Origin of the sequence: Pseudomonas sp. NPDC090592, from assembly GCF_044769185.1 — a bacterium.
GTDB lineage: Bacteria > Pseudomonadota > Gammaproteobacteria > Pseudomonadales > Pseudomonadaceae > Aquipseudomonas.
On the sequence record NZ_JBIVXJ010000003.1, the window covers coordinates 114,697 to 138,012 of the forward strand.

The 23,316-nt window shown below is 63.2% G+C and carries 24 protein-coding genes and 1 other RNA gene; 18 read left to right on the forward strand and 7 right to left on the reverse strand.

The window, feature by feature from the left end; all coding sequences use genetic code 11:
• Positions 1–70: 70 nt before the first annotated feature.
• Positions 71–2,320, forward strand: a complete 2,250-nt coding sequence (gene ppk1, locus ACIQUI_RS03425; protein ID WP_403194956.1) for a polyphosphate kinase 1 — start codon at positions 71–73, stop codon at positions 2,318–2,320.
• On the opposite strand, the gene ppx is transcribed toward ppk1, so the two are convergent.
• On the reverse strand, positions 2,307–3,809 hold the full coding sequence (gene ppx, locus ACIQUI_RS03430) for an exopolyphosphatase (RefSeq protein ID WP_403194958.1): 1,503 nt from the start codon (positions 3,807–3,809) through the stop codon (positions 2,307–2,309). The two genes, ppk1 and ppx, sit on opposite strands and share 14 nt — an antisense overlap.
• Positions 3,810–4,053: 244 nt before the next feature.
• Here ppx and trxA point away from each other — a divergent pair, with 244 nt between their 5' ends.
• The 7 genes from trxA to ACIQUI_RS03465 all read left to right on the forward strand — a co-directional run bounded on the left by trxA (position 4,054) and on the right by ACIQUI_RS03465 (position 10,142).
• Positions 4,054–4,383 (forward strand): thioredoxin TrxA, encoded by a 330-nt coding sequence (trxA, locus tag ACIQUI_RS03435; RefSeq protein WP_403194960.1) that lies wholly within the window; start codon positions 4,054–4,056, stop codon positions 4,381–4,383.
• A 227-nt stretch (positions 4,384–4,610) separates the two neighbouring features.
• Positions 4,611–5,870 carry a transcription termination factor Rho gene (gene rho, locus ACIQUI_RS03440; RefSeq protein ID WP_003253661.1) on the forward strand — a complete coding sequence of 420 codons (1,260 nt, stop codon included), beginning with the start codon at positions 4,611–4,613 and terminating at the stop codon, positions 5,868–5,870.
• Positions 5,871–6,080: 210 nt separating this feature from the next.
• Positions 6,081–6,401, forward strand: coding sequence for a type II toxin-antitoxin system RelE/ParE family toxin (locus ACIQUI_RS03445; RefSeq protein WP_403194962.1), 321 nt, complete (start codon positions 6,081–6,083; stop codon positions 6,399–6,401).
• Positions 6,398–6,730, forward strand: a complete 333-nt coding sequence (locus ACIQUI_RS03450) for an addiction module antidote protein (RefSeq protein WP_403194964.1) — start codon at positions 6,398–6,400, stop codon at positions 6,728–6,730. The genes ACIQUI_RS03445 and ACIQUI_RS03450 overlap by 4 nt, the downstream gene beginning before the upstream one ends.
• An 80-nt stretch (positions 6,731–6,810) precedes the next feature.
• Positions 6,811–8,277 (forward strand): 4-hydroxy-3-polyprenylbenzoate decarboxylase, encoded by a 1,467-nt coding sequence (gene ubiD, locus ACIQUI_RS03455; protein WP_016489755.1) that lies wholly within the window; start codon positions 6,811–6,813, stop codon positions 8,275–8,277.
• Entirely contained in the window at positions 8,277–9,245 is a 969-nt protein-coding gene (locus tag ACIQUI_RS03460) for a CDP-6-deoxy-delta-3,4-glucoseen reductase (protein WP_403194965.1), read from the forward strand. Before ubiD ends, ACIQUI_RS03460 begins: the two co-directional genes overlap by 1 nt.
• Positions 9,246–9,491: 246 nt before the next feature.
• A complete protein-coding gene (locus ACIQUI_RS03465; RefSeq protein ID WP_403194967.1) occupies positions 9,492–10,142 on the forward strand; it encodes a gamma-glutamylcyclotransferase in 651 nt (216 codons plus the stop codon).
• Positions 10,143–10,257: 115 nt separating this feature from the next.
• Here ACIQUI_RS03465 and ACIQUI_RS03470 read toward each other — a convergent pair whose 3' ends face one another.
• The gene (locus ACIQUI_RS03470) at positions 10,258–11,235 is read right to left on the reverse strand and encodes an NADPH:quinone oxidoreductase family protein (RefSeq protein ID WP_403194969.1); all 978 of its coding nucleotides are present in this window, start codon (positions 11,233–11,235) and stop codon (positions 10,258–10,260) included.
• Positions 11,236–11,404: 169 nt separating this feature from the next.
• Here ACIQUI_RS03470 and ACIQUI_RS03475 point away from each other — a divergent pair, with 169 nt between their 5' ends.
• Positions 11,405–11,809, forward strand: coding sequence for a flagellar basal body-associated protein FliL (locus tag ACIQUI_RS03475; protein WP_403194971.1), 405 nt, complete (start codon positions 11,405–11,407; stop codon positions 11,807–11,809).
• Positions 11,810–11,992: 183 nt separating this feature from the next.
• On the opposite strand, the gene ACIQUI_RS03480 is transcribed toward ACIQUI_RS03475, so the two are convergent.
• On the reverse strand, positions 11,993–12,442 hold the full coding sequence (locus tag ACIQUI_RS03480; protein WP_403194973.1) for an EVE domain-containing protein: 450 nt from the start codon (positions 12,440–12,442) through the stop codon (positions 11,993–11,995).
• 179 nt (positions 12,443–12,621) lie between these two features.
• Here ACIQUI_RS03480 and ACIQUI_RS03485 point away from each other — a divergent pair, with 179 nt between their 5' ends.
• Positions 12,622–12,774, forward strand: coding sequence for a hypothetical protein (locus tag ACIQUI_RS03485; protein WP_012274758.1), 153 nt, complete (start codon positions 12,622–12,624; stop codon positions 12,772–12,774).
• Positions 12,775–12,792: 18 nt separating this feature from the next.
• Here ACIQUI_RS03485 and ACIQUI_RS03490 read toward each other — a convergent pair whose 3' ends face one another.
• From ACIQUI_RS03490 to ACIQUI_RS03505, 4 genes are all read right to left on the reverse strand, one after another.
• On the reverse strand, positions 12,793–13,401 hold the full coding sequence (locus ACIQUI_RS03490) for a 5-formyltetrahydrofolate cyclo-ligase (protein WP_403194975.1): 609 nt from the start codon (positions 13,399–13,401) through the stop codon (positions 12,793–12,795).
• Between the two features lie 87 nt (positions 13,402–13,488).
• Positions 13,489–13,668: non-coding RNA, 6S RNA (ssrS, locus tag ACIQUI_RS03495), on the reverse strand.
• Positions 13,669–13,685: 17 nt separating this feature from the next.
• On the reverse strand, positions 13,686–14,006 hold the full coding sequence (locus ACIQUI_RS03500) for a cell division protein ZapA (protein ID WP_284353039.1): 321 nt from the start codon (positions 14,004–14,006) through the stop codon (positions 13,686–13,688).
• Positions 14,003–14,185, reverse strand: a complete 183-nt coding sequence (locus ACIQUI_RS03505; RefSeq protein ID WP_119371819.1) for a TIGR02449 family protein — start codon at positions 14,183–14,185, stop codon at positions 14,003–14,005. The genes ACIQUI_RS03500 and ACIQUI_RS03505 overlap by 4 nt, the downstream gene beginning before the upstream one ends.
• 181 nt (positions 14,186–14,366) lie before the next feature.
• Between ACIQUI_RS03505 and ACIQUI_RS03510 the strand changes: the two genes are divergently transcribed.
• From ACIQUI_RS03510 to gcvT, 8 genes are all read left to right on the forward strand, one after another.
• Positions 14,367–14,921 carry a YecA family protein gene (locus ACIQUI_RS03510; protein WP_403194977.1) on the forward strand — a complete coding sequence of 185 codons (555 nt, stop codon included), beginning with the start codon at positions 14,367–14,369 and terminating at the stop codon, positions 14,919–14,921.
• A gap of 21 nt (positions 14,922–14,942) precedes the next feature.
• The gene (gene pepP / locus ACIQUI_RS03515) at positions 14,943–16,277 is read left to right on the forward strand and encodes a Xaa-Pro aminopeptidase (protein WP_403194979.1); all 1,335 of its coding nucleotides are present in this window, start codon (positions 14,943–14,945) and stop codon (positions 16,275–16,277) included.
• On the forward strand, positions 16,274–17,473 hold the full coding sequence (gene ubiH / locus ACIQUI_RS03520) for a 2-octaprenyl-6-methoxyphenyl hydroxylase (protein WP_403194981.1): 1,200 nt from the start codon (positions 16,274–16,276) through the stop codon (positions 17,471–17,473). Before pepP ends, ubiH begins: the two co-directional genes overlap by 4 nt.
• A complete protein-coding gene (locus ACIQUI_RS03525; protein ID WP_403194983.1) occupies positions 17,470–17,952 on the forward strand; it encodes a DUF4442 domain-containing protein in 483 nt (160 codons plus the stop codon). Before ubiH ends, ACIQUI_RS03525 begins: the two co-directional genes overlap by 4 nt.
• A gap of 9 nt (positions 17,953–17,961) precedes the next feature.
• Positions 17,962–19,179 (forward strand): 2-octaprenyl-3-methyl-6-methoxy-1,4-benzoquinol hydroxylase, encoded by a 1,218-nt coding sequence (locus ACIQUI_RS03530; protein ID WP_403194985.1) that lies wholly within the window; start codon positions 17,962–17,964, stop codon positions 19,177–19,179.
• 106 nt (positions 19,180–19,285) lie between these two features.
• The gene (locus ACIQUI_RS03535) at positions 19,286–20,287 is read left to right on the forward strand and encodes an extracellular solute-binding protein (protein WP_403194987.1); all 1,002 of its coding nucleotides are present in this window, start codon (positions 19,286–19,288) and stop codon (positions 20,285–20,287) included.
• A gap of 162 nt (positions 20,288–20,449) precedes the next feature.
• Complete coding sequence (locus ACIQUI_RS03540; RefSeq protein WP_403194989.1) at positions 20,450–22,072, forward strand: ABC transporter permease; 1,623 nt, start codon at positions 20,450–20,452, stop codon at positions 22,070–22,072.
• Positions 22,073–22,196: 124 nt separating this feature from the next.
• Positions 22,197–23,279 (forward strand): glycine cleavage system aminomethyltransferase GcvT, encoded by a 1,083-nt coding sequence (gcvT, locus tag ACIQUI_RS03545; RefSeq protein ID WP_403194991.1) that lies wholly within the window; start codon positions 22,197–22,199, stop codon positions 23,277–23,279.
• Positions 23,280–23,316: the final 37 nt, after the last annotated feature.

A 23,316-nucleotide genomic window follows, 5' to 3' on the forward strand; every position in this document is an offset into this window, starting at 1 on the left:
AGACGTCATAATGGGCGCTTATCTTGCCGCTCAATAGATGATAGGGCGTTAACGTCCTCAGGAACGCCAGATGAATAATGAAGTGCTCACCCCTGTCGTGATCAAGGATGCTCAAGAGCTCCCCGAAGAGATTGTGCAAACCCCGCCAGACCTGCCGCCGGCACCCGAGCCCGAGCCTGTAGCGGAGCTGGCGAACGAGCCCGCAGCCCCTGCACCCGCGCCGGCTCCGGCAATTGCCGTCCCTGGCCTGGACGACAGCAGCCTGTACATTCATCGCGAGCTGTCGCAGCTGCAGTTCAACATCCGCGTGCTGGAACAGGCACTGGACGAGAACTACCCGCTGCTCGAACGCCTCAAGTTCCTGTTGATCTTCTCCAGCAACCTCGACGAATTCTTCGAGATCCGCGTCGCCGGCCTGAAGAAGCAGATCAATTTCGCCCGTGAACAGGCCGGTGCCGACGGCCTGCAGCCGCACCAGGCGCTGGCCCGCATCAGCGAGCTGGTGCACATCGAGGTAGAGCGCCAGTACGCGATCCTCAACGACGTGCTGCTGCCGGAGCTGGAAAAGCACCAGATCCGCTTCATCCGCCGCCGCTACTGGACGCCCAAGCTCAAGACCTGGGTGCGCCGCTATTTCCGCGACGAAATCGCCCCGATCATTACCCCGATCGGCCTCGACCCGACCCACCCGTTCCCGCTGCTGGTGAACAAGAGCCTCAACTTTATCGTCGAGCTTGAAGGTGTGGACGCCTTCGGTCGCGACTCGGGCCTGGCGATCATTCCGGCCCCGCGCCTGCTGCCGCGGGTTATCCGCGTGCCGGAAGAGGTAGGTGGCCCAGGCGCCAACTACGTGTTCTTGTCGTCGATGATCCACGCGCACGCCGACGACCTGTTCCAGGGCATGAAGGTGAAGGGCTGCTACCAGTTCCGCCTCACCCGCAACGCCGACCTGGCGCTGGACTCCGAAGAGGTCGACGACCTGGCCCGCGCCTTGCGCGGCGAGCTGTTCTCGCGCCGCTACGGCGACGCCGTGCGCCTGGAAGTGGCCGACACCTGCCCGAAACACCTGTCGGACTACCTGCTCAAGCAGTTCAGCCTCAGCGAAAGCGAGCTGTACCAGGTCAATGGCCCGGTCAACCTCACCCGTCTGTTCAGCATCACTGGCCTGGACAGCCACCCGGAGCTGCAATACACGCCGTTCACCCCGGCGATTCCCAAGCTGCTGGTGAACGCCGACAACATCTTCAGCGTGATCGGCAAGCAGGACATCCTGCTGATGCACCCGTTCGAGTCCTTCACCCCGGTGATCGACCTGTTGCGCCAGGCTGCCAAGGACCCGCACGTACTGGCCGTGCGCCAGACCCTGTACCGCTCCGGGGCCAACTCGGAAATCGTCGATGCCTTGGTGGACGCTGCGCGTAACGGCAAGGAGGTCACCGCGGTGATCGAATTGCGCGCACGCTTCGACGAAGAGTCCAACCTGCAGATGGCCAGCCGCCTGCAAGCGGCCGGTGCGGTGGTGATCTACGGCGTGGTCGGCTTCAAGACCCACGCCAAGATGATGCTGATCCTGCGCCGCGAGCAGGGTGAGATCGTGCGTTACGCGCACTTGGGTACCGGTAACTACCACGCCGGCAACGCCCGCTTGTACACCGACTACAGCCTGCTGACCTCTGACGACGCCCTGACCGAAGACGTCGGCAAGCTGTTCAGCCAGTTGATCGGCATGGGCAAGACCCTGCGCATGAAAAAGCTGCTGCACGCGCCGTTTACCCTGAAGAAGGGCATGCTCGACATGATCGCGCGGGAAACCCAGTTCGCCCTCGATGGCAAGCCAGCGCACATCATCGCCAAGTTCAACTCACTGACCGACGCCAAGGTCATCAAGGCGCTGTACAAGGCCAGCCAGTCGGGCGTGAAGATTGACCTGATAGTGCGTGGCATGTGCTGCCTGCGCCCAGGCATTCCGGGGGTTTCGCACAACATCCAGGTGCGCTCGATCATCGGCCGCTTCCTGGAGCACACGCGGGTGTTCTACTTCCTCAATGGCGGCGAAGAGCAGATCTACCTGTCCAGCGCCGACTGGATGGAGCGCAACCTCGACAAGCGCGTGGAAACCTGCTTCCCGGTGGAAGGCAAGAAGCTGTTGCTGCGGGTGAAGAAGGAGCTGGAAGGCTACCTGACCGACAACACCCACGCCTGGACCTTGCAGCCAGACGGGCGCTACGTGCGCAGCACCCCGACTGGCAACCAGAACCCGCGCAGTGCTCAGGCGACCCTGCTGGAGCGCCTGAGCAACCCGCTGCTCAACGTACGCTGAGGACGAAGCCGACCCGGGTCAGCCACTCCGCCTCGTTGGCGAAGTCGGCCTGGGTCAGCTGGTTCTGCTCCAGCCAGCCTTCCGGGAAGGCCACGTCCAGGCTGTTGTCTCCGGCCTTTAGTACCACTTTAGGCATTTGCTGGTTGCCGCGGATGTGGTGGAACAGGATGGCGAAGCGCAGCAGCACGCACAGGCGGATCAGCTGTACGCCTTCATCGCCGAACTCGGCGAACTTGTCCTTGGGGATATTGCGGCGGTGGCCGCGCACCAGCAAGGCCATCATCTGCTGGTCCTCACGGGAGAAGCCCGCCAGGTCGGAGTGCTCGATCAGGTAGGCGCCGTGCTTGTGGTAGTGGTAGTGGGCGATATCCAGGCCCACTTCGTGCACTTTTGCCGCCCAACCCAGCAGATCGCGCCAGTTGCCATCTTTCAGCTGCCACGTGTCAGCCACCTGGTCAAAGGCGTGCAGGGCCTTGCGCTCGACACGTGCGGCCTGGCCCTGGTCCACGTGGTAGCGCTCCATCAGCGAATTGAGCGTTCGCTCGCGTACATCTTCGTGGTGGTGGCGGCCCAGCAGGTCGAACAGCACGCCTTCGCGCAGTGCGCCGTCGCAGTGGTCCATGCGCTGCAGTTCCAGGGCATCGAAGATGGCTTCGAGAATCGCCAGGCCTGCCGGGAAGATGGTGCGGCGGTCCGGTTTGATGCCGTCAAAGTCGATCTTGTCGACCTCGCCCAGCTTGAACAGCTTGCGCTTGACCCAGGCCAGGCCCTCGGCGTTGACCTCGCCATTGCCCAGGCCGCCGGCCTTGATGGCGGCGCCGATGGCGCGGATGGTGCCTGACGAGCCGATGGCCTCGTCCCAGGTCAGGCGGTGCAGGGCATGCTCGATGCTCATCAGTTCCAGGCGGGCAGCGGTGTAGGCCTGGGCATAGCGGGCAGGGGTGATCTTGCCGTCGCGGAAGTAGCGCTGGGTGAAGCTGACGCAGCCCATTTGCAGGCTTTCGCGCAGCAGCGGCTCGAAGCGCTGGCCGATGATGAATTCGGTGCTGCCGCCGCCAATGTCGGCCACCAGGCGCTTGCCGGGGGTATCCGCCAGTGTGTGCGACACGCCCAGGTAGATCAGGCGCGCTTCTTCACGGCCGGAGATCACCTCCACCGGGTGGCCGAGGATGGCTTCGGCGCGCTGGATGAATGCGTTGCGGTTGCGGGCTTCGCGCAGGGCGTTGGTGCCCACGATGCGCACGGCGCCTGCCGGCATGCCGTTGATCAGCTGGGCGAAGCGCTTGAGGCATTCAAGCCCCCGTTCCATGGCTTCTTCGCTAAGCAGGCGGTCCTCGCCGATGCCGGCGGCCAGCTGAACCTTCTCGCCGAGCCGCTCGAGGATGCGGATTTCGGTATGGTGGGCCTTGGCCACGACCATGTGAAAACTGTTGGAGCCAAGGTCGATGGCGGCGATCAGGGACAGGTTCTTCGCGATGGTATGCGGCATGATCTGGTTGTTCTCGGTCGTTAACCTGGCAATCGTGCCACGATAGCAGGCTGTCGCCAACGCGTGACACGCCAGGCGTTGATGCAAGGCAATGTGCCATTCGATGCTATGACGCTTGTGTGACAGTTTCGATTCGCGGCGTCTTGCACAACTATAGTTACACTCAATCGTCCGCGGCTTCCTGTCGGGCTTGGGTGCGGCTATCATGGGCCACGTTTTTTTGCTTACGACCCTGGAGATTTCCATGAGCAGCGATCTGATCAAACACGTCACCGACGCTACCTTCGAAGCCGATGTACTGAAGGCTGAAGGTGCTGTACTGGTTGACTACTGGGCTGAATGGTGCGGTCCATGCAAGATGATCGCTCCGGTACTGGACGACATCGCCGAAACCTACAAGGGCAAACTGACCGTCGCCAAGCTGAACATCGACGAGAACCAGGAAACCCCGGCCAAGCACGGCGTGCGTGGTATCCCGACGCTGATGCTGTTCAAGAACGGCAACGTCGAAGCCACCAAGGTTGGCGCACTGTCCAAGTCGCAGCTGGCCGCGTTCCTCGACGCCCATCTGTGATGTGAAAAAGCCCCGCAAATGCGGGGCTTTTCTTTTTCAGAGCACTAGACGCAGAAAAAAGCAAGTGTTACATTCGGCCTCGCACTGCTTTTCCAGTGCCCTCTACACGCCGTCGCCGAAGCATCCCTAATTCGAATCAGTACGCGATCCTGTCGCCATCTAGCGGCGCGGCCTCATTAAGCCAGAAGCTTAATTCTCCCTTCTTACATGATTACGTCACTCCCCTTATGAACCTGACTGAACTCAAGCAAAAGCCGATTACCGATCTGTTGGAAATGGCCGAACAGATGGGCATCGAAAACATGGCCCGTTCGCGCAAACAGGACGTGATTTTCGCCCTGCTGAAGAAGCACGCGAAGAGCGGCGAAGAGATCTCGGGTGACGGCGTGCTGGAGATTCTCCAGGATGGTTTCGGTTTCCTGCGCTCGGCTGATGCCTCCTACCTGGCCGGCCCGGACGATATCTACGTCTCGCCTAGCCAGATCCGTCGTTTCAACCTGCGTACCGGCGACACCATCGTCGGCAAGATCCGCCCGCCGAAGGAAGGGGAGCGTTACTTCGCCCTGTTGAAGGTTGATACCATCAACTTCGACCGCCCGGAAAACGCCAAGAACAAGATCCTGTTCGAAAACCTGACGCCGCTGTTCCCGAACAAGCGCCTGAAGATGGAAGCCGGTAACGGCTCCACCGAAGACCTGACCGGCCGCGTCATCGACCTGTGCGCCCCGATCGGCAAAGGCCAGCGTGGCCTGATCGTTGCTCCGCCAAAAGCCGGCAAGACGATCATGCTGCAGAACATCGCGGCCAACATCACCCGTAACAACCCCGAGTGCCACCTGATCGTCCTGCTGATCGACGAGCGCCCGGAAGAAGTGACCGAAATGCAGCGCACCGTGCGCGGCGAAGTGGTCGCCTCCACCTTCGACGAGCCGCCAACCCGCCACGTGCAGGTTGCCGAAATGGTGATCGAGAAGGCCAAGCGCCTGGTCGAGCACAAGAAGGACGTGGTCATCCTGCTGGACTCCATCACCCGTCTGGCGCGTGCCTACAACACCGTGATCCCGAGCTCCGGCAAGGTGCTGACCGGTGGTGTCGACGCCCACGCCCTGGAGAAGCCAAAGCGCTTCTTCGGTGCTGCGCGTAACATCGAGGAAGGCGGCTCGCTGACCATCATCGCCACCGCGCTGGTCGAAACCGGCTCGAAGATGGACGAAGTGATCTACGAAGAGTTCAAGGGCACCGGCAACATGGAGCTGCCACTGGACCGTCGTATCGCCGAGAAGCGCGTGTTCCCGGCCATCAACATCAACCGCTCCGGTACCCGCCGCGAAGAGCTGCTGACCGCCGACGACGAACTGCAGCGCATGTGGATCCTGCGCAAGCTGCTGCACCCGATGGACGAAATCGCCGCCATCGAGTTCCTGGTCGACAAGCTCAAGCAGACCAAGACCAACGACGAGTTCTTCTTGTCGATGAAGCGTAAGTAAGCTTCGCAGGGGCACGCAAAAAGCCGGGGAAACCCGGCTTTTTGCTGTTTGTCACAAAACACCGTTCGCCAGCACCTGCAATGCCGGGCACCATGCTGCCTGCGGGTTGCCATACCCCTCAAAGCACTGTGGCGCCCGCTAATAATCAGCTCGCATAGCTGACTGATCAAAAGAATGACACGGAATTGTCTCTTTTAAGGTACAGTATGGATGTACGCAGTTCATCACGTTCTATCCGCCAACGGCGTGGATCTCTACCAGGCATGGCTGGGCACCATTCGTGACACAAGGGTGAAAGCGCGAATTACTACAAGGGTCGACCGGGCAGCGCAGGGCCATTTTGGCGTGACCGAGCCAGTAGGTGATGGCGTGTTCGAGATGAAACTGGATTTCGGGCCAGGCTACCGCATCTATTACGCCACCATTGGGCGGAGGATTATTTTCCTGCTCGGTGGTGGTTCAAAAGACCGGCAGCAAGCCGATATTGACCAAGCCAGATCACTTTGGCGCAGGCACAAGGTAAAGCTATGACCGGCACACGTTCCCATGAAGAAAGTGTTCTAGAAATGCTTCGCAGCGACGAGGCCTTCGCCATCGATTATCTCGCCGTGGCGCTTGAGGAAATCGATGAGCCTGGTGGCGCCGCAGGTTTTCTGACGGCGGTTCGACGCGTGGCAGAAGCACGCGGCGGCATGGGAAATCTGTCCCAAGCGACTGGGCTTGCGCGTCCAAATCTCTATCGAGCATTGGCAGCAGATGGTGATCCAAGATTGTCGACCGTGTTGAAGGTGCTGCAAGCCCTGGGAATCGGGCTGTCGAAAGTGGTTTCGCGCAGCAGCGAGCAACACCACGGAAGCTGAACAGACTCCTTTGGCCATTTTGCCTCCTTAGGCGCTACACTCTGCACCCCCGACCGATACGGCCAACACGAGGCTCCTGCATGCAGTATCGCGACTTGCGCGACTTCATCCGTGGCCTGGAACAGCGCGGCGAGCTCAAGCGCATCCAGGTTCCGATCTCCCCCGTCCTGGAAATGACCGAGGTCTGCGACCGCACCCTGCGTGCCAAGGGCCCGGCGTTGCTGTTCGAAAAGCCCACCGGCTTCGACATCCCGGTGCTCGGCAACCTGTTCGGTACCCCGGAGCGCGTGGCCATGGGCATGGGCGCCGAGTCGGTCGATGAACTGCGCGAAATCGGCAAGCTGCTGGCCTTTCTCAAAGAGCCGGAGCCGCCGAAGGGCCTGAAGGACGCCTGGTCCAAGCTGCCGATCTTCAAGAAGGTCGTGTCGATGGCGCCGAAAGTGGTCAAGGACGCGGTGTGCCAGGAGGTGGTGGTCGAGGGTGACGACGTCGACCTCGGCGCGCTGCCGATCCAGCACTGCTGGCCCGGTGACGTGGCGCCGCTGATTACCTGGGGCCTTACCGTTACCCGCGGCCCGAACAAGGACCGCCAGAACCTGGGCATCTACCGTCAGCAGGTGATCGGCCGCAACAAGGTCATCATGCGCTGGCTCAGCCACCGTGGCGGCGCCCTCGACTACCGCGAGTGGTGCGAGAAAAACCCCGGCCAGCCGTTCCCGGTGGCCGTGGCCCTGGGCGCTGACCCGGCGACCATTCTCGGTGCCGTGACCCCGGTGCCGGACACCCTCTCCGAATATGCCTTCGCCGGCCTGCTGCGTGGCAACCGCACCGAGCTGGTCAAGTGCCGTGGCAGCAACCTGCAGGTGCCAGCCACCGCCGAAATCATCCTGGAAGGCGTGATCCACCCGGGTGAAATGGCCCCGGAAGGCCCGTATGGCGACCACACCGGCTACTACAACGAAGTGGACAGCTTCCCGGTGTTCACCGTCGAGCGCATCACCCACCGGCAAAAGCCGATCTACCACAGCACCTACACCGGCCGGCCGCCAGATGAGCCGGCAATCCTGGGTGTGGCGCTGAACGAAGTGTTCGTGCCGATCCTGCAGAAGCAGTTCCCGGAAATCACCGACTTCTACCTGCCGCCGGAAGGCTGTTCGTACCGCATGGCCGTGGTTACCATGAAAAAGCAGTACCCGGGCCACGCCAAGCGCGTGATGCTGGGTGTGTGGTCGTTCCTGCGACAGTTCATGTACACCAAGTTCGTTATTGTCACCGATGACGATATCAACGCCCGCGATTGGAACGATGTGATCTGGGCCATCACCACGCGCATGGACCCCAAGCGTGATACGGTGATGATCGACAACACCCCGATCGATTACCTCGACTTCGCGTCGCCGGTTTCGGGGTTGGGGTCGAAGATGGGCCTGGATGCCACGCACAAGTGGCCGGGCGAGACTACACGCGAATGGGGACGGGTCATCGTCAAGGACGAAGCCGTCACCCGCCGTATCGATGAGCTGTGGGATCAGTTGGGAATAGATTGATGCAGGTAACGTTGCAGCCGTCCGGGGCGGTGCTGGCGCTCGAACCCGGGGAACGGATCCTGGATGGAGCGCGGCGGCTGGGCTATGACTGCCCGAACAGCTGCCGCAATGGCAATTGCCATGTCTGCGCCGCGTTGTTGGTCGAAGGCCGGGTACGCCAGGACGGCGAAGTCCGCGACCATGGCGAGTTGTTCACCTGCATTGCCGAACCGCTGGAGGACTGTGTGTTGCTCTGGGATGGTGTGCTCGCCCTGGGCGAGCTGCCGGTGCGCAAGCTGGCGTGCAGCGTCAGTGAGTGCGTCGACGTCGGTGGTGACGTCTGGCGGGTGCGCCTGCGTGCGCCTGCCGGCAAGCTACCGCGCTACCACGCCGGGCAGTACCTGATGATCGAGCGCGAGGGCGGCAAGCAGGCGGCCTTCTCGTTGGCCTCCGCACCCCATGCAGGGCGTGAGCTGGAGCTGCATGTGCTGGCGCGTGAACCCAGTGCGCTGCAACTGATTGACCAACTCAGGCGTGACGGGTTGGCGCGCATCGAAATGCCCTTTGGCGACACCCACCTGGCCGAGCTGCCCGACGGCCCGCTGGTACTGATCGCGGCGGGCACCGGCATGGGCCAGATGCACAGCCTGGTCGAACATTGCCGGGCCAAGGGCTTCAAGCACCCGGTGCACCTGTACTGGGGTGTGCGACGGCCCGAAGACTTCTACCAGATCGAGCACTGGGACGAATGGCAGCGCCTGCCCAACCTGTTCCTGCATCAGGTAGTCAGCGACCTGTGCGGTTGGGAAGGCCGTTGCGGCATGCTGCATGAGGCGGTTTGCGAAGACATCGCCGACCTCAATACCGTGCATGTGTACGCCAGCGGTTCGCCAAACATGATCTATGCCACGCTCGATGCCCTGGTCGAAGCCGGAATGGATGCGCACCGTATGCGTGCGGATGTGTTTGCCTACGCACCACGCGGTTAATAACCGAAGTTTGAAAGCTTGGGTATAAGGCGGTAATTATTACCGCCTTGGCTAATAACTTTCACTGGTACTGAAACAGTAATTCCCAATCGTCGGAACCTCGCATGAAACTCTGTCGCGAGGGCTTGAGTGTTTCCGCCTATTTGTCCTATGGTTACTGTAAGCGCCCGAGGCGCCGCGGTCTTGAGCCGCACGGTAATCGAATCGCGCTACATCCGTAGTTCACAGGGGCAATGGCGGCAGCTTATGTCGGCACTCGAAAGTATGTCTTGGGAAGTTTCATATCCTCCGGCACTCGACTTTGGTCAGCAACATACGCGTGACCAGTTGTACAACTCCGTGCAAATGACTATGTCACGCCATCAGGGCGGGCCAGTGTGGTTGTTTGCCTATGGTTCGTTGATCTGGCGGCCTGAGTGCAACTCGGTGGAACGCCAGCGCGCGCGGGTACATGGTTATCACCGCGGTTTGTACCTGTGGTCGCATGAACATCGTGGCACGCCGGAAACCCCTGGGCTGGTGTTTGGCCTGGACCGGGGTGGCTCTTGCAGCGGTTTTGCCTATCGGCTGGATGAAAGCAACCTGGATGACTCCCTGATGGCCCTGTGGCAGCGGGAGATGCCGTACCCGGCCTACCGGCCGCACTGGCTCAGCTGCCGCCTTGGCGATGGCAGCAAGGTCCAGGCCCTGGGCTTTGTGCTGGAGCGGCATTTGCCTTGCTATGCGGGGAACCTGCCGGATACCTTGCTTAGCCAGATCCTGGCCAGTGCCAAGGGGCGCTATGGCACCACGCGCGATTATGTTGAACAGACATTGAATGCCCTGCGCAGCCACCAGATGCCCGATCGCAACCTGGAGGCGCGGTTCAGGCGGTGCCATAACCTGCGCGAAGTGTGAGTAACCTGTACCGGCCTTTTCGCGGGCAAGCCCGCTCCCACGGGTACTGCATATTTCTCAAGGTTGGTGAGATCCCTGTGGAAGCGGGCTTGCCCGCGAAAGGGCCAGAACTGTCTTACTTCGCCAGCACCACCAACTTGCCCACAGCCTGCCGCTGCCCCAGCTTTTCAATGGCAGCCCCAGCCTCGGCCAGTGGATAAGTCTGCGAAACCAGCGGCTTCAACTTGCCTTCGGCATGCCAGGCAAACAGCTGCCTGAAGTTGGCCGCGTTGTCTTCCGGCTGACGTTGTGCAAACGCCCCCCAGAACACTCCCAGCACCGCCGCGCCCTTGAGCAACACCAGGTTGGCCGCCAACTGCGCGATGGTCCCACTGGCAAAGCCCACTACCAGCAACCGGCCATTCCAGGCCAGCCCGCGCACCGCCTGCTCGAACAACTCGCCTCCGACCGGGTCGTAGATGACGTCCACACCCTGGCCACCGGTCAGCCGCTTGATCTCTTCGCGCAGGCTGGCCTGGCTATAGTCGATCAGCTCATCCGCCCCGGCCGCTTTGGCCACGGCCAGTTTCTCGGCACTGCTGGCCGCTGCGATCACCCGTGCGCCCATGGCCTTGCCGATTTCCACCGCCGCCAGGCCGACGCCACCGGAAGCGCCCAGCACCAGTAATGTCTCGCCCGCTTGCAGCTGGCCACGCTGACGCAAGGCATGCATGGACGTGCCGTAGGTCATGCCAAACGCCGCAGCGGTGGTAAAGTCCATGCTCGCCGGGATCGGCAGCACGTTGTAGAACGGCACCGCCACCTGCTCGGCGAACGCGCCCCAGCCGGTCAGCGCCATCACGCGGTCACCCACCTTGAACGCGCCGGCCTTTTCCCCGACTGCCGCAACCACCCCCGCGGCTTCGCCGCCCGGGGAGAACGGTAGTGGCGGCTGGAACTGGTACTTGCCTTCGATGATCAGGGTGTCGGGGAAGTTGACCCCGGCGGCCTGCACATCCAGCAGGATCTCGTTCTTCTTCGGCAGCGGGCTGGCCACGTCTTCCAGCACCAGGTTGCGCGCCGGGCCCAGGGTTTTGCACAACACAGCTTTCATCGGGGCTATTCCTTTGCGGGTAGTGGCCGATAAGTGTAGGAGGGCCGCCTGCCGGGTCAACGAGCATGGCCCGCCCTGATGTGCAGGCATAAGTGGCGGCACAAGCCCGGGCTTGGGTTTGTGCGGCATGCTGGGTAAGCTGGCGCCAACTGTAATGAGGAGCGAATTCGTGAAAGCGTGGATCTTGATGGTACTGGCGCTGCTGCTGCCGGCTGCGGCCATGGCCGAGGAAGCCAAGGAAGGGGCGCCCAAGGTCGCCTACATCAGCCTGAGCCCGCCCTTTGTCGGCAACTATGCCCTCGACGGCGGCCCACGGCTGCGCGTGTACAAGGCCGACGTGGCCCTGAGGGTGACCGGCGACGAAGCCGCCAAGGCGGTGCAGCACCACGAACCGCTGATTCGCAACCAGCTGGTGGCCTTGTTCACCCAGCAGACTATAGACAGCATGAGCAACGTCGAGGCCAAGGAACACCTTCGCCAAGAGGCGCTGAAGCAAGTGCAGCAGGTGCTGGAGGCGGAGGAGGGCAAGCCGATTGTTGAAGACCTGTTGTTCAACAACCTGATCGTGCAGTAACCCGCTTTCACCGAGTGGCGCGCCCCCTGTAGGAGCGGCCTTGTGTCGCGAAAGGGCCGCAGAGCGGCCCCGCGGTTTCAGCATCAACGCCGAAATCGCCGGGGCTGCCTTGCAGCCCTTTCGCGACACAAGGCCGCTCCTACAGGGCGCGTTCGACAGCAAACCTTGGCGTTGGCCGCTTTTTCAGCGCAACGCCACAATCACCGCCCATTGCTCGGGCGTCACCGGCATCACCGAAAGGCGGCTGCCTTTCTGCACCAGTGGCAACTCGGCCAGGCCGGCCTGCTGCTTCAGCCAGCCCAGTTCAAGCACCCGTGGCAGGGTTTGCACATGGGCCACATCCACCGCGCTCCACGGGTTCTTCTCGGCCGTGGCCTTGGCATCGTAATAGTGGCTTTGCGGGTCCAGCGCGGTCGGGTCGGGGTAGGCTGCGCGAATGATTCGGGCAATGCCGGCGATGCCCGGTTGCGGGCAGCTGGAGTGGTAGAAGAAAAATTCGTCGCCAACGCTCATGGCCCGCAGGAAATTACGCGCCTGGTAGTTGCGCACGCCGTCCCAGCGCGCTTCGCCCAGGCGGCCGAGGGCTTCGATGGAGAGCTCGTCGGGCTCGGATTTCATCAGCCAGTAGGCCATGGATGCTGCTCCTGAAAAGGTTTGAAATAACCTGTTGCACGAAACCGACAGCCGGTTGGCGTCAAGGTTTGCGTGCGGACGCAGGTTGTCGGAAAATGCGCCCCGTTTAAAGCGCAATGCGCCGGCGGCACCCAGAAAGTCGCCGTGCACTGAACAGTTTGCCTGGGGGGCAATCTTCGATGAATCAACGTAAAAAGCCGGATCTGCTGTGGATCCTGGTGTTCATTTTTGGCCTGGGTGTGGTCACTACCGGTTATGCGCAAGGGTTCTGGGAGCGCAAGCTGGACAACGCCTATCAGATGCCGGTCGACGCCGGCCAGCCGCAACGTTGATGCCCCCGCTGGTGCCGCTCAACGCGGCGCCAGGTACCAGCCACGGTCCGAGACCGTGCCCTGCAGCGGTACATCCCAACTGGCCTGTGCCAGCCGTTCGACCTTCTGGCATTCATGGGCCAGCCCCATCAGCAAAGGCTTTTTCCAGGTTTTGCGACGCCCCTGGTAGGCCAGGCTGCGATCATAGAAACCGCCGCCCATCCCCAAGCGCCCGCCCACTTCATCAAAACCGACCAACGGCAGCAGGATCAGGTCCAGCGCCCAGATTGGCCGTTGGCGCTTGCGGTCGGTCACCGGCTCGGGAATGCGGAAGCGATTGGGCTTGAGCTTTTCACCCTGTTCGAAGCGCTGGAACACCATGCGCGTGCGCGGCCAGGCGTGCAGCACGGGCAGGTAGGTGCGCTTGCCGCGGCGCTGGGCCTCGCGCAGCAGCAGGCAAGGGTCGATTTCACCGTCGTTGGGTAGATACAGGGCAATGTGCCGGGCGCGGCGGAACAGCGGGTTCTGCGCCAGTTGGCGGTACAGGCCAAGGGCTGCCTGGCGTTGCTGGGCAGGGCTGAGGGCGCGGCGGGCATTGCGAAGCAGGCGACGAAGCTGGGGGCGGGTGAGCGGCGCGGTGTCGGTCATGGCACGGGCGATCCCAGGAGTGCTGGCCAACTTCAAGGCAGTTGACCAAAACGAATTGCCCGCCGGAGCAGGCGGGCAAGAAAATTCAGGCTCCCCGATCAGACCGCTGTCGGTGTAGCCCTTGAACCCGAAAGTTCAAGGTGGAGATTGCAGGGGGCGTTAAGGCTTTCCGTCGGGCGGACATGCACACCGGCCCCAGCGTGCAACCCCCGTGGTTGTGCGTATCGGCTCAGGGACATAACCGACTGGCGCATCCACCAGGGAGTGGCGCCAGTATACCAATCTCAGCCGATTTTGGTATCCGTGTCGTCGGATAAAGCCTTGTCCACGCGATCCAGCAGGTCGCGCACCTGTTCGCGGTTGGTGCCGCTGACCGGGGCATCGGCGCGGTCTTCCTGGCGATGCAGCATTTCGTGGGTAATGTTCAATGCCGCCATCACTGCGATGCGATCGGCGCCGATCACCTTGCCGCTGCTGCGGATCTCGCGCATCTTGCCGTCCAGGTAGCGCGCGGCGCTGACCAGGTTGTTGCGCTCTTCCGGCGGGCAGATGATCGAGTATTCCTTGTCGAGGATCTGCACGGTGACGCTATTGCTTGAACTCATGAGTCTTGCTCCAGAGCCTTGAGGCGTAAAATCATCGACTCGACTTTGCGCTTGGCGATCTCGTTCTTTTCGATGAGGTGGGCGCGCTCTTCGCGCCAGGATCTTTCCTGAGCTACTAGGAGTGCATTTTGCCGTTTTAGTTGCTCGACGCGTTCGATCAGCAACTCGAATCGGCTCATCAGTGCCTGCAGGTCGTTCTCTTGCGTAGGTTGCACTCGATTCGCTCCGTCGTTGAGTCACCTGGCGATGATGCCTCTCCCTGGGTGCCGACGGCCAGTGCCGATGGTCTTGGCGCGCCTGCCGGTGCTAGGATACAAGGCCTCCATTCTAGTCATTGCGCCGTCTGGCGCCTAGCTGCCCATGCCCAATACCCAATCGCCTTACATTGCCTTCGCCATGCTGCTTTCGAGCAATGGCCACCCTGTCACCCCGGCCGAACTGCACGGCCTGCTGATCGGCCGCAGCTGCGCCGGTGCCGGCTTTGACGCCGACAGCTGGCTGGCCGATGCCGCCCAGCTGCTGGAAACCGAACCCGGTGACACCGTACGCAACGCCCTGGTCGGCCTGCAGGAAATGGTCAAGGGCGAGCTCACCAGCGACGACATGGCCATCGTCCTGCTGCTGCCTACCGATGACGCCGCACTGAGCGATCGCGCCACCGCGCTGGGCCAGTGGTGCCAAGGTTTCATCACCGGTTTCGGCTTGAACGCCGGCGGCAAGGACTTGTCCGACGAGGCCAAGGAGGTGTTGCAAGACCTGGTGGCCATTTCCCAGGTGCAAGAAGCGCTCGAAGAATCCGAAGACGGCGAGAGCGACTACATGGAAGTCATGGAATACCTGCGTGTGGCGCCTCTGCTGCTGTTCTCCGAGCTGGCCAAGCCGGCCGCACCCGCGCCCAAGCCATCGCTGCATTGATCAACCGGGGGTAATCTGCCCATGAGCCACATTCCCAAGGGCGAGTATGCCCGTCGGCGCAAGGCGCTGATGGCGCAGATGGTCCCCAACAGCATCGCCATCCTGCCCGCCGCCGCAGTTGCCATCCGCAACCGCGACGTCGAGCATGTGTACCGCCAGGACAGCGACTTCCAGTACCTCAGCGGCTTCCCGGAGCCTGAGGCGGTGATTGCCCTGATTCCCGGGCGCGAGCATGGCGAGTACGTGCTGTTCTGCCGTGAACGCAACCCCGAGCGTGAGCTGTGGGACGGCCTGCGGGCCGGCCAGGAAGGCGCGGTGCGCGACTTCGGCGCCGACGACGCCTTCCCCATCACTGATATCGACGAGATCCTGCCGGGCCTGATAGAAGGCCGCGAGCGGGTGTACAGCGCCATGGGCAGCAATGCCGAGTTCGACCGCCGGCTGATGGACTGGATCAACGTGATCCGCTCCAAGGCCCGCCTGGGTGCCCAGCCGCCGAACGAGTTCGTTGCGCTGGATCACCTGCTGCACGACATGCGCCTGTATAAATCGGCAGCGGAAGTGAAAGTGATGCGCGCGGCCGCAGACATTTCGGCGCGGGCCCATGTGCGGGCCATGCAGGCCTGCCGCGCCGGGCTGCACGAATACAGCCTGGAAGCCGAGCTGGACTACGAGTTCCGCAAAGGCGGCGCGAAGATGCCGGCCTATGGCTCGATCGTCGCGGCCGGGCGCAATGGCTGCATCCTGCACTATCAGCAGAACGACGCCCCGCTCAAGGATGGCGACCTGGTGCTGATCGACGCGGGCTGCGAAATCGACTGCTACGCCAGCGACATCACCCGCACCTTCCCGGTCAGCGGGCGCTTTTCGCCCGAGCAGAAGGCCATCTACGAACTGGTGCTCAAGGCCCAGGCGGCGGCCTTTGCCGAGATCGCCCCGGGCAAGCACTGGAATCACGCCCATGAGGCGACCGTGAAGGTGATTACCGAAGGCCTGGTGGAACTGGGCCTGCTCACCGGTGAGGTGCAGGCGCTGATCGACAGCGAGGCCTATCGCGCCTTCTACATGCACCGTGCCGGGCACTGGCTTGGCATGGATGTGCACGATGTGGGCGAGTACAAGGTGGGCGGCGAGTGGCGGGTGCTGGAGCCCGGCATGGCGCTGACCGTCGAACCGGGCATCTACATTGGTGCCGACAATCAGGCCGTGGCCAAAAAGTGGCGCGGCATTGGTGTAAGGATCGAGGACGACGTGGTGGTGACCCGGCAAGGTTGTGAAATCCTGACTTCAGGCGTGCCGCGCACGGTCGCCGAGATCGAGGCGCTGATGCAGGCCGCCCGCAAGGATGCGGCATGAACCGGGTAAACCTGGCGATCATCGGCGGTGGTCTGGTGGGTGCAAGCCTGGCGTTGGCCCTGCAGGCCGGGGCCAAGGCGCGCGGCTGGAAGATCCTGCTGATCGAGCCGTTCGCCCCTGGCGACAGCTTCCAGCCCAGCTACGATGCGCGCTCTTCGGCGTTGTCGTTCGGCACCCAGCAGATCTATCAGCAGTTGGGCCTGTGGCAGGCCATCGGCCGCCGCGCCGAGCCGATCCGGCAAATTCATGTGTCCGACCGCGGCCGCTTCGGCGCCACGCGCCTGGATGCCCTGGAAGAGGGTGTGCCGGCGTTGGGCTACGTGGTGGAAAACGCCTGGTTGGGCCAATGCTTGTGGCAAGGGCTGGACAGTGAGGTAGTGAGCTGGCGCTGCCCGGCAGAAGTGACCTCGATGCAGGCCATCGACGGTGGTTACCGCCTGCGCCTGAATGACGATACCCAGCTGGAGTGCGACCTGGCGGTACTGGCCGATGGCGGCCGCTCCGGCCTGCGCGAGCAACTGGGCATTCACGTGCGTCACACGCCTTACCAGCAGAGCGCGTTGATCGCCAACATCACCCCAGGTGAGGCCCACGGCGGCCAGGCGTTCGAGCGTTTCACCGAAGAAGGCCCCATGGCCCTGCTTCCGCTGCCGGATAACCGCTGTGCGCTGGTGTGGACCCGCCAGGGCATGGATGCGCGGCGCCTGGCCGACATCGACGAGCGCAGCTTCCTGCGTGAGCTACAGGGCGTGTTTGGCTATCGCCTGGGGGCGTTGCGCCAGGTCGGCGCACGGCACCTGTACCCGCTTTCACTGATCGAGGCCCAGGAGCAGGTGCGGCCGCACCTGGTCGTGCTGGGCAATGCTGCACACAGCCTGCACCCCATTGCCGGTCAGGGCTTCAACCTGTCGCTGCGCGATGTGCAGTCGCTGGCTGATGCGCTGCTGGCTGGCCCGCAGCAGCCCGGTGACCTGACCACCTTGCAGGCCTATCACCAGCGCCAACGGCTGGACCAGGCCATGACCATCGGTTTTTCCGACCAGGTCACGCGGGTGTTCGGCAGCAACCAGCCGTTGCTGGCGCTCGGGCGCAACCTCGGCCTGCTCGGGCTCGACCTGCTGCCGCCGGCCAAAAGCTGGTTCGCTCGCCAGGCCATGGGCCTGGGTACCCGTCCCGACTTGCGGGGCCAGGCATGAGCAACCCGCGTAAACTGGCACGCCGGGCGCGCATGCTGCGCTGGATACTGAACCTCTACCCGCCATACCTGGGCGCTGGCATCCGCGTGCAGTCCATCAGCCCGGACCTGCGCAGCATCAAGGTGGCGATGAAGCTGACCCGCTGGAACCGCAACTATGTCGGTACGCAGTTCGGTGGCAGCCTGTATTCGATGGTTGACCCGTTCTACATGTTGTTGCTGATCGAGCAACTGGGCCGCGACTACATCGTCTGGGACAAAGCCGCCAGCATCGATTTCATCTCGCCGGGCAAAGGCCCGGTGTATGCCGAATTCCACGTCGATGACGTACTGCTGGACGACATCCGCCAGCAGACCGCCACCGGCAAGAAGTGCCTGCCGCGTTTGCAGGTCGATATCCGCGACGGTGCCGGCGAGCTGGTGGCGCGGGTCGATAAAACCCTATATGTGCGGCTCAAGCCGCAAGCGAGGCTGGCGTAAGGCATGGAAATGCGCGCAGATCTGTTGATTGTCGGTGCCGGTATGGTCGGCAGCGCACTGGCCCTGGCGTTGCGCCACAGCGGCCTGCAAATCCTCTTGCTCGATGGCGGGCCGCTCACGGTCAAGCCATTCGATGCCCAGGCCCCGTTCGAGCCACGTGTCAGCGCGCTGTCGGCGGCCAGCCAGCGCATCCTGGAGCGCCTTGGCGCCTGGGACGGGATTGCCCAGCGGCGTGCCACGCCGTACGCCGACATGCATGTGTGGGATGGCAGTGGCACCGGGCAGATTCACTTCTCGGCGGCCAGCGTGCATGCCCAGGTGCTCGGCCATATCGTCGAGAACCGCGTGGTGCAGGATGGCTTGCTGGAGCGCCTGCACGACAGTGACATCGGTCTGCTGCCCAATGCCCGGCTGGAGCAGCTGCGCCGCTCCGGCGATGAATGGCTGCTGACCCTGGCCGATGGCCGCCAGTTGCGTGCGCCGCTGGTGATCGCGGCCGACGGCGCCAATTCGGCCGTGCGCCGCCTGGCCGGTTGCGAGACCCGCGAGTGGGATTACCTGCACCATGCCATCGTTACCAGCGTGCGTTGCAGCGCCGGGCACCAGGCCACGGCCTGGCAGCGCTTTACCGATGAAGGGCCTTTGGCCTTCCTGCCATTGACCCGCGATGGCCAGCAGGACTGGTGCTCGATTGTGTGGTCGACTACCCCGGAGCATGCCGAGCAACTGATGGCGCTTGATGAACCAGCCTTCCTGAAGGCTCTGGAGCGGGCGTTCGAAGGGCGCCTGGGCGATGTGCTGCAGGCCGACCCGCGGGTGTGTGTGCCGCTGCGCCAGCGCCACGCGAAGCGCTATGTGGATGAAGGCCTGGCTTTGATCGGCGACGCGGCGCACACCATTCACCCGCTGGCCGGGCAGGGCGTGAACCTGGGCTTTCTCGATGCCGCAGTGCTGGCCGAAGTGCTGGTCAATGCCTGCGAGCGTGGAGAGCGTCTGGCAGATGTGAAGGTATTGAGCCGTTACGAGCGGCGGCGCATGCCGCATAACCTGGCGCTGATGGCGGCGATGGAATGCTTTGAGCGGTTGTTCCAGGCCAATCCGTTGCCGTTGCGTTGGTTGCGTAACAGCGGGTTGAAACTGGTAGAGCAGATGCCGGAGGCCAAGGCGGTGTTTGTGCGCCAGGCGCTGGGGTTGAGTGGTGACCTGCCGGAGCTGGCAAAGGCTTGAGATTGTCGGGGCCGCTTTGCAACATCCGGTAACTGCTAGGTAGATGAGCCAGAAAATGGGATTCACTACCATTTGCACCTCTCAAACGATCCGAGGAGTGCTTCACATGTTGCCACGCAAGCCCCTACTGGCCGCCCTGGCCCTGACCCTGTTCGGCGGCACCGCCCAGGCGGCGGACGAAGTGGTGGTGTACTCCTCGCGTATCGACGAGCTGATCAAGCCGGTGTTCGATGCCTATACCGCCAAGACCGGGGTCAAGATCAAGTTCATCACCGACAAGGAAGCCCCGCTGATGCAGCGCATCAAGGCCGAGGGCAACAACGGCGTGGCCGACCTGCTGCTGACCGTCGACGCCGGCAACCTGTGGCAGGCCGAGCAGATGGGCATCCTGCAGCCGATCAAGTCTGACATCATCGACCAGAACATCCCGTCGCAGTACCGTGCCTCGTCCCATGACTGGACCGGCTTGAGCCTGCGCGCGCGCACCATCATCTACTCCACCGAGCGGGTCAAGCCCGAAGAGCTGAGCACCTACGAAGCCCTGGCCGACAAACATTGGGAAGGCCGCCTGTGCCTGCGCACGGCGAAGAAGGTGTACAACCAGTCGCTTACCGCCACCCTGATCGAAACCCATGGCGAGGCCAAGACCGAGCAAATCGTCAAAGGCTGGGTCAACAACCTGTCCACCGACGTGTTCTCCGACGACAACGCAGTGATCCAGGCCATCGAGGCCGGCCAGTGCGACGTGGGCGTGGTCAACACTTACTACTACGGCCGCCTGCACAAGCAGAACCCGAACCTGCCGGTGAAGATTTTCTGGCCAAACCAGGGTGACCGTGGTGTGCACGTGAACCTGTCGGGTATTGGCCTGACCAAGCACGCACCGCACCCGGAAGCGGCGAAAAAGCTGGTGGAATGGATGACCGGCGAGGAGGCGCAGAAGCTGTTCGCCGACATCAACCAGGAATTCCCGGCCAACCCGAAGGTGAAACCTTCGGAGGAAGTGGCGGCGTGGGGCAGCTTCAAGGCCGACACCATTCCAGTGGAAATTGCCGGCAAGCGCCAGGCTGAAGCCATCCGCCTGATGGATCGGGCTGGCTACAACTAAGCGCCAGGCTTTAAGCTTTTGGGGCCTGCAAGGGCCCTTTCGCGGGCTCGCCCGCTCCCACAGGAACTGCACAGGGTTCAATTGCTGTGCGAGCCCTGTGGGAGCGGGCATGCCCGCGAACGACCGCAAAGCGGTCGCAATTCAGCCACAGAGACATTCAACTTGCCCCACACCCCCCAACGCCGCTGGTACCTCCCGGTCGCCCTGATCGCCGCCCTGGTCCTCCTGCCCCTGAGCGTGTTGCTGTTGTCCTGGCAGTCGGTCGATACGCAGATCTGGTCGCACCTGCTCGACACCCAGATGACCCGCCTGCTCAGCAATACCCTGACCCTGGTGGTGGGCGTCGGCATCGGCGTCACCGTGCTGGGCGTCAGCCTGGCCTGGCTCACCAGCCTCTGCGAGTTCCCCGGCCGACGCTGGCTGGACTGGGCGCTGATGTTGCCGTTCGCCATCCCGGCCTACGTGCTGGCGTTTGTCTTCGTCGGCCTGCTGGACTTCGCCGGCCCGGTGCAAAGCGCCCTGCGCGAAGTGTTCGGGCCCATGCGCCTGCCGCGGGTGCGCTCCACCGGTGGGGTGATCATCGTTCTGGTGCTGGTGTTCTACCCCTACGTCTACTTGCTGGCACGCACGGCCTTTCTGGCCCAGGGCAAGGGCCTGATGGAGGCAGCGCGGGTACTGGGATTGTCACCCTTGCAAGCATTCTGGCGTGTGGCCCTGCCCATGGCGCGGCCGGCGATCGGTGCCGGCATCGCCCTGGCCCTGATGGAAACCCTGGCCGACTTCGGCGCGGTGGCGGTGTTCAACTTCGACACCTTCACCACTGCCATCTACAAGACCTGGTACGGCTTCTTCAGCCTTTCCAGTGCCGCCCAACTGGCCAGCCTGCTGTTGCTGGCGGTGATGCTGGTGCTGTACGGCGAGCGCCGTGCCCGCGGGGCCAGCCGCAGCGGTAACGAGCGCCCGCGTGGGCAGGCGTTGTACCACTTGCGCGGGGTCAAGGCGCTGCTGGCCAGCGGTTGGTGCCTGCTGGTGTTCGCCTGCGCCTTCGTCATCCCGCTGCTGCAGTTGCTGGCGTGGTTCTGGCAGCGCGGTCGGCATGACCTGGACGAGCGTTATGTCGGCCTGGTGCTGCACACCTTGTACCTGGGTGGCATGGCGGCGCTGGTCACCGTGTGCGTGGCGCTGCTGCTGGCGTTTGCCCGGCGCCAGGCGCCGACTGGTGCGATCCGTGCCGGTGTCGGGTTAGCCAATCTGGGCTATGCGTTGCCTGGCTCGGTGCTGGCGGTGGCGATCATGCTGGCCTTCAGTTACCTCGATAACCACCTGGTCATCCCGCTGTCCAGCTGGTTGGGCGGGGCAGGCAAGCCACTGCTGCTGGGCAGCCTCTCGGCGTTGCTGCTGGCCTACCTGGTGCGCTTCATCGCGGTGGCCTATGGGCCGCTGGAGAACAGCCTGGAGCGTATCCGCCCGTCACTGCCCGAGGCTTCCCGCAGCCTGGGCGTCGGTGGCGCGAGATTGTTTTTCAAGGTGTATCTGCCGCTATTGGTGCCCGGCGCCCTGAGCGCTGCGCTGCTGGTATTCGTCGATGTGCTCAAGGAAATGCCGGCCACCTTGCTGATGCGACCGTTCGGCTGGGACACCCTTGCCGTGCGGGTGTTCGAGATGACCAGCGAAGGTGAGTGGGCGCGTGCCTCGCTGCCGGCGTTGACGCTGGTGCTGGTGGGGTTGCTGCCGGTCATCGGCCTGATCCGCCGTTCGGCACGTCGACCCGGTCACAGTGACTGAGGGTGCCAGCTTGCCACCTTGCGGCTACAATGCGCGGCATTCGCGCGACGGGTGTTAAACAAGAAGAGCTGACGAGCAACGTCATCGACCGCCGCCGCTTCGCCACGCCCGGAAGGAGAAACCCATGGGACAGCGCACGCTTTTGTTTGACCTGCACCTGGCGCTAGGCGCCAAGACGGTCGATTTCGGTGGCTGGGACATGCCCCTGCACTATGGCTCGCAGGTCGAGGAGCACCATCAGGTGCGCAGCGACTGCGGCGTTTTCGATGTTTCCCACATGACCGTGATCGACGTCGAGGGCACCGATGCCTGCGTTTGGCTACAGCGCCTGCTGGCCAACGACGTGGCCCGCCTCGACGACGTCGGCAAGGCACTGTACAGCCCGCTGCTGCACGCGCAGGGTGGGGTAATCGACGACTTGCTGGTCTACCGCACAGAAGGCGGCTACCGCCTGGTTACCAATGCCGCCACCCGGGCCAAAGTGCTCGACTGGCTACAGCAGCAGCGGGCCGGTTTCGCCGTGGGCTTCCAGCCCCGCCCCGACCTTGCCATCCTTGCCATCCAGGGGCCGCATGCCCGCGAAAAGGTTGCGGCCCTGCTCAGCCCCGCACGCGCTGCGCTGATCCGCGAATTACGCCCGTTCGAGGGCGTCAGCGAAGGCGACTGGTTCATTGCCCGCACGGGCTATACCGGCGAGGACGGCCTGGAGATCATCTTCCCGGGTGAGCAGGCGGTAGCCTTCTTCAACGACCTGGTTGGCGCCGGCATCGCGCCCAGTGGTCTTGGCGCCCGCGATACCCTGCGGCTGGAAGCCGGCATGAACCTGTACGGCCAGGATATCGATGAAACCCACACACCGCTGACCTCCAACCTGGGCTGGAGTATCGCCTGGGAGCCGGCTGAGCGCGACTTCATCGGCCGCGCCGGCCTGCTGGCGGAAATCGAGAACGGCGTGCAGGAAAAGCTGGTCGGCCTGGTGCTGGAGGAGCGCGGCGTGTTGCGCGCCCATCAGGTGGTGCGTGTATCAGGCATTGGCGAAGGGGAGATCACCAGTGGTAGTTTCTCACCTACGCTGAGCAAGTCCATTGCCTTGGCGCGCGTACCCATGGCCACCGGTGATCGGGCCGAGGTGGAAATTCGCGGCAAGTGGTACCCGGTGCGGGTGGTCAAACCGACCTTCGTGCGCCACGGCAAGATCCTGATCTGAACCATTTATAACCGGCGGGCGTACCGCTGAGCCAATC